Source organism: Myxococcus llanfairpwllgwyngyllgogerychwyrndrobwllllantysiliogogogochensis, from assembly GCF_006636215.1.
Classification (GTDB): domain Bacteria; phylum Myxococcota; class Myxococcia; order Myxococcales; family Myxococcaceae; genus Myxococcus; species Myxococcus llanfairpwllgwyngyllgogerychwyrndrobwllllantysiliogogogochensis.
This window is the reverse complement of record NZ_VIFM01000439.1, coordinates 1-5,284: the sequence shown is the minus strand read 5'-3', so window position 1 is coordinate 5,284 and position 5,284 is coordinate 1. Positions and strand designations below refer to the sequence as shown.

Below are 5,284 nucleotides of genomic sequence, written 5' to 3'. Positions count from 1 at the left end.
GGTTGGTGGGGGTGGGGGCGCTGTTCACGCTGGCGGTGACTCGGGCGGTGAGGACGTCGCCGATGTTGCCGGTGGGAGACCCGTACCTGGTGGAGAGCCTGCACCACCACACCTGACGCACGACCCGAGAGAATCAAGTCCGTGGTTGCTGACCCCTTCGGGTCGCGATTCAACGCTCCTGGGCCGAGCCAGTCAGCGAGTACCCCTTGGTCCGGAATCCCGTACCGAAGCGGCCGACGAGCCTGTCCATGTGTTCGGGCGAAACAGGTGACGTGACGACCCCTGTCAGACGCGGCATGCCCTTCGCGCTCACGAGCGCGGCGATGACAGCATCCAGGTCGGTTCCCGCGACCTCCTCATCCTGACTCATGACCGTTGCGTCGAAGTCGAGGTGTAGCTCGGTGAGGTTGGGCAAGTCGGCGCGGCCGAGGCTGTCCGCGGTCGTGTGGTTGACCTCCAGCCGGAGCTCGCGCAGGCGCGGCAGGCGCCGAGCGACGAGACCTTGCTGCGACGCCGTGAGATCGTTGCTCAGGGTCAGAGACTCGAGTGCGGCGAGAAGCGGAGACCGTCCAAACCCGGTGAGGGTCGTGCTCGAAAGATGGCAGCTCCGTAGGTGCAGGTGGCGCAGAGCGGTCAGGTAGGGAGACGCGATGAGGGACGCGAGCTCGTCATCCTCGACTGCCCAGAGAACGAGGTGCTCGACGGTCGTCATGCGTGCCGAGCCGGCGACCACCGCGGCGGCTCCCGGGACGTCGCCCAGACTGAGATGCGCGACGGCCAGGCGCGGCGACGTGATGAGCGCCGAGAAGCCGGGGCCAGGCAAGGCCGAGTCGCCGGCATCGTCGAAGCCGAGACAGCCCTCGAGATCGAGCCCTCGAAGGCGAGACAGGCTCGAGGCTCGGGCCAGGGCGTGGCAGCCCTCTTCGCCGATCTCGGAACGTGCGAGGTCCAACCAGGCCAACGCGGGCAGGTCGAACAGACGACTCAGCCCCGCCGGGCCGATGCCGACGCGGGGGAGCGTGAGGCTCTCCAGACGCTCGAGACCGGCAGCAGCGAGGAGGTCGGCCAGATCATCACCCACGGGGATGTCACCATCCTGGGCGTCGGGCATCGCGAGGCCGAAGCGGCGCAAGTGGGTCATCTTGCGCCGAGCCAGCGGCTCGTATGCCTCGACCGTGTGGAGCCCGGCGGCGAGCTCGAGTTCGTCCAGGTGATGCAGGAGCGGTGACGCAAGCACCTCGGCGACCCCCGTGACACCGAGCCAGTCGCAGTCGAGGCGCAGCTCGGAGAGGTCCCGTAGCCGAGAACACCGAGTGAAGGCGGGCACCAGGTCCTCGGACCCGAAACGCTCGTTGAGCCAGCCGCGATGGATGTCGATCCAGGACTCGGCGACTTCCCTCTTGATGCCGCGAGCCATGCGGCCAGCCAGGACTTCGTCGAGTCGAACGAGCCCCACCACGGACAGACGCGACTCGACGGGGACCTCATCGCGGATCAGCTGCCGCGCGGTGAGCTCAAGGGGCCAGGGCCGTTGGAGCATGGTCGGAAAAGTATTGCCGAATCTGGCGTGGCGGCAAATGGTGATCGCGTGGTCGCGCGACGGTGGAGGCGCCGAGGAAGGAGCGCACACCCGGTTTGGACTGGGCCGGGCAGGCGTGTGTCTGCTGGAGATGAAAGGCTTCTGCGCCGGCTCGGCGTGCGGCTCATGGGCTCCCCGTCAGCGTCCGGACCGTCACGGTGAGGCGGTGGTCCCGAAGCCCACCTCAATCACAGTAGTACGTCGGCGCCAGCTCCAGGACGCGCTGCTCGGCCATGGGGGAGAGCGCGCGCAGTCGTGAGAGGAAGAGTGGCGCCTTCATCCCCATTCCGATGAACCCCCAGACATATGAACGCTCCTGGGACTCGGCCAGGTGCTGGTGTTCCTCCGGGGTGAACGCGCGCCCCACCACCTTCTCAAGCGTCTGGAGATCCAACGCGAGCTGGGCGTTCAACGTCCCCCGCAGGGCCTGGAGCAGCTCTGCGTACTCCGTGAGGGCCGCGTCCAGGGTGTCGGGCTCCCGGGCGAGGATCTTCTGCGCCTCCAGGAAGTCCAGCCGGGTGTGCTGCGCCTCTTCGAGCCAGTGGTGCTTGAGCAGGTTGCAGAACAGCGGATCCAACGTCTCGGTCTTGTTTCCCCGGACCGTCTCCAGATAGTGCTGCTGCGTCATCAACTCCAGGTGCAGGTTGAAGATGAGCACCCCCAGGTTCGACTTCGCCATGATGGCCCGCGCCACTTCGACGTGGTTGTCGAGCAGGGCGGGGACGACCTTGAACCCCCGGGCGAACGCGCTGGTGAAGCGCGCGAAGAGTTGCTGGTGCTTCAGCTCTTCCTCTGTGAAGCGCAGGAGCGCGCGCATGTGTGTCGCGTTCCCGTGCAACTCCAGCCCGGCGCGCTGCGAGGCCAGGGCCACCGCGTACTCCTCCAGGAACAGGAACAGGTGCGCATAGCTGTTGGAGCGGATGTGATTCAGCAGCAGCCGCTCCTCGGCGTTCAGGAAGGGAATGGACTCCGCGCCCGTCAGCTCATCCGAGAGGAACCGACGGCTGAAATCCAGGACGGTGTCTTTGGGCAACAGCTCATCAAGACGCCAGGACACCTTCTCCGAACTCTGGATACAGGATTGATACTCAGTGGTTTGATTTAGCACTTGAAAATAGAACAATTCTCTCCATGGAAAGTCAAGCGTTGGCGACATGGGAGGATTTGCCGCGAAACGTCGGCCTTTTTGATGCCGGTGCGCCCCTTTGGAGGCTTGTTAAATCCCCCTGTGTCAGGGAAGAAGTCGCCTCGGCTGAGTTGCCGGCCTGACCCCTGATTTCAGCGGGGTTGACCAAGACCCACTGGAACCGGCTGGTGGGGGCTTTGGGTCAGAGGCGAGCACTGGCCAACCAACGCGGGCCCATTCAGGGGGAATCGGACGCGTGGGTGAGGGCCTTGCCGTCCTTGGGCGCGGTGAACCGCGCCTCCTCCCGTGTGAAGCGGGACTTCCTGATGGATGAGAAGTCGCCCTTCGTCCGGGAGAAGTCGAGGTCCATGACCACCTCGCCTCCCTTCACGAAGACGAGCAGGCACTCCATTTCAGGGACGTCCCTGGCGCCGGACCAATCAATGCCGAGCCACTTCCGGACCTCTTCCGCGCCCACGTAGGGCGTAAAGATGTGGAAGGTGTCCCAGTCGAAGTCCGTCACCTCCGTCAGGAGGACATCGCCCCCCGTCGCCGAGGCGGCCTGGATGCGCTGCTCCAACTTCGTGGCGAGCGCCGCGCGTTCCTTGCCTTTGCCGCAGCCGCTCATCGCCACGCTGCAAGCGAGCCACATCGTCACCGCAATCACTGATGTGCCTGTCCATCTTCCGTGTCCGCGCATGCGCGACATTCTAAACGGGGGCTACACCAGGGGGAATGGCGTCTACGGCATCGAGGCGGGCGCGCGGGAGCACTTCGGCGTGTCCGCCTGTCGGGCCGCGCGCCCGTGGTAACGGGCGGCGGTGGTGACGAGGATTGAAGCGCTGTGTCGTGCGGGAGCGTGAATCGAGACGGTGGGTCAGAAGCAGTCGTTGCCCGGATAGGGCGGGCCGAAGCCGTCGTTCACGCTCTCGACGATGTAGTACTTCACCCTGCCGTAGTAGCTCATGTCGCCCAGGCAGGTCTTGAGATGGGCGCTGTAGTAGGGGTCTCCCGAGCGAATCAGCGTGCCGTCGAGGTAGACGGTGAGCCCGCTGCTGAACGTCCCCATCGCGTCACTCGTGCGCAGGTAGCCGTCGAAGATGTTGTTGCAGAAGGCCTTGATTCCGGAGCCATCGGCGCAGTTGAAGTACTCCTTGACGAACGCCGGACCGAACCCGGAGCGCTGATAGGCCAGCGTGCCATTGACGTAGATCTGGGTCAGGGAGCCACCGGTGCTCTGCGTCGACCAATAGCTCGCCAGGGCGGCGGTGCTGGCGAACGGACCGTCCTGCTGGGCCAGGGCAGGGGACGCGACGGACATGGAAAGCACAAACACCGCGAGGAACGCTTTCACAAACACTCTCCTTGGGAAGAACCGAGCGAAACTGGCGTCGGTGTGGTGGATGTATAGAGGAGGAGCGGGGAGGGGGCTCGGCCACCAGCGCACAGGAATTCGGCCGGGTGTGCAGGGGGGCGTCGGACCGGGCGGATAATGTGTGCCTCTTTACCTGGGGTGGCCCATGCGCACAGTCTTCTCCACGGACGCGGTCTCCGAGCGGGAGCGACACGAGTACTGGCAGGAAATGGCGAGCAAGGTGCTCCTGGGACTGCGGACGGAGCGGAAGACGTCCAGTCCCTTCTTCGGGCGGCTCGACCACCACGAAGCAGGGCCGTTGGGGGTGACCTCTCTCCATTCCTCGGCCCAGAGTGTTCATCGAGGGGAGACGGAGATCTCCCGCGCCCCCCGGGAGTGCTACTTCCTCTGCATGCAGGTGTCGGGGGTCTGCCGACTGCGCCAGGGGCATGAGGAGCGGATTTCCCACCCAGGAGACGTGGAGCTCTTCGACGGGACTCGGCCAGGAGAGCTTTCGTTCGACGCGGAATACCGCCGCATCGTCATCGTGGCGCCTTATGCCACGCTGCGGCCACGGCTCTCACACCCAGATGAGATGGTCGGGAGTGTGCTCCACACCCGGGAGGGCGTCGGTGCCCTGGTGTCCGCCTACCTGCGCGCCTTCGCGGAGACGCAGGTCGCCGAGCCCGTCGCGGGCTCTGTCTCGGACAACCTGCTGGAGCTCCTCGCGCTGGCCTTCAACACCCAGGGCCGCGATATCCAGACAAACGCCGCGAGCGTGCGAGAGGCCCGGAGGCACGCCCTGCGTGTCTATGTCGAGCATCACCTCGCGGAGCCATCGCTGAGCCCGGCGACGGTCGCCGCCCGTTTCCGCATGTCCACGCGCTACCTGCATGGGCTGTTCGCGGAGAGCGGTGAGAGCTTCATGCGCTGGGTCCTCTCGCGTCGCCTGGCTCGCTGCCGCAAGGCGCTCGAGGACCCGGAGATGGACGCGCGGAGCATCGCGGACATCGCCTTCAGCTGGGGCTTCATGGACCTCACGCACTTCGGCCGCGCCTTCAAGAAGGCCTATGGCAGGACTCCCCGGGACTGGCGCTACGAACAATCCCGACAGCGGTCATGACATCCGCCGAGAGAGGCGCAGGCTCCTTCCTGGGCGGCGGGTATCCGGCGTGCTTCAATCCTTGTCCCCATGAGCGAGCCCGCCACCCCTCCCGCCCCCCTC

5 protein-coding genes are annotated in these 5,284 nt (G+C 65.7%); 1 reads left to right on the top strand and 4 read right to left on the bottom strand.

Going from position 1 to position 5,284, the window contains the following annotated elements:
• Positions 1–169 precede the first annotated feature (169 nt).
• The 4 genes from FJV41_RS47810 to FJV41_RS47795 form a co-directional block, all read right to left on the bottom strand.
• Positions 170–1,417: a leucine-rich repeat domain-containing protein gene (locus FJV41_RS47810; RefSeq protein WP_181791464.1), complete on the bottom strand. Its 1,248-nt coding sequence runs from the start codon at positions 1,415–1,417 to the stop codon at positions 170–172.
• 346 nt (positions 1,418–1,763) lie between these two features.
• Positions 1,764–2,687, bottom strand: a complete 924-nt coding sequence (locus FJV41_RS47805) for a hypothetical protein (RefSeq protein ID WP_141649300.1) — start codon at positions 2,685–2,687, stop codon at positions 1,764–1,766.
• A 256-nt stretch (positions 2,688–2,943) separates the two neighbouring features.
• Positions 2,944–3,372 carry a hypothetical protein gene (locus FJV41_RS47800; protein ID WP_246137883.1) on the bottom strand — a complete coding sequence of 143 codons (429 nt, stop codon included), beginning with the start codon at positions 3,370–3,372 and terminating at the stop codon, positions 2,944–2,946.
• Between the two features lie 210 nt (positions 3,373–3,582).
• The gene (locus FJV41_RS47795; RefSeq protein WP_141649297.1) at positions 3,583–4,026 is read right to left on the bottom strand and encodes a hypothetical protein; all 444 of its coding nucleotides are present in this window, start codon (positions 4,024–4,026) and stop codon (positions 3,583–3,585) included.
• 199 nt (positions 4,027–4,225) lie between these two features.
• On the opposite strand from FJV41_RS47795, the gene FJV41_RS47790 reads away from it, so the two are divergent.
• Entirely contained in the window at positions 4,226–5,182 is a 957-nt protein-coding gene (locus tag FJV41_RS47790; RefSeq protein WP_141649296.1) for a helix-turn-helix domain-containing protein, read from the top strand.
• Positions 5,183–5,284: the final 102 nt, after the last annotated feature.

Coding starts and splice junctions, on each gene's coding strand:
- FJV41_RS47795 (WP_141649297.1), bottom strand. CDS start 4,026: ATGTCCGTCGCGTCCCCTGCCCTGGCCCAGCAGGACGGTCCGTTCGCC.
- FJV41_RS47790 (WP_141649296.1), top strand. CDS start 4,226: ATGCGCACAGTCTTCTCCACGGACGCGGTCTCCGAGCGGGAGCGACAC.
- FJV41_RS47810 (WP_181791464.1), bottom strand. CDS start 1,417: ATGGCTCGCGGCATCAAGAGGGAAGTCGCCGAGTCCTGGATCGACATC.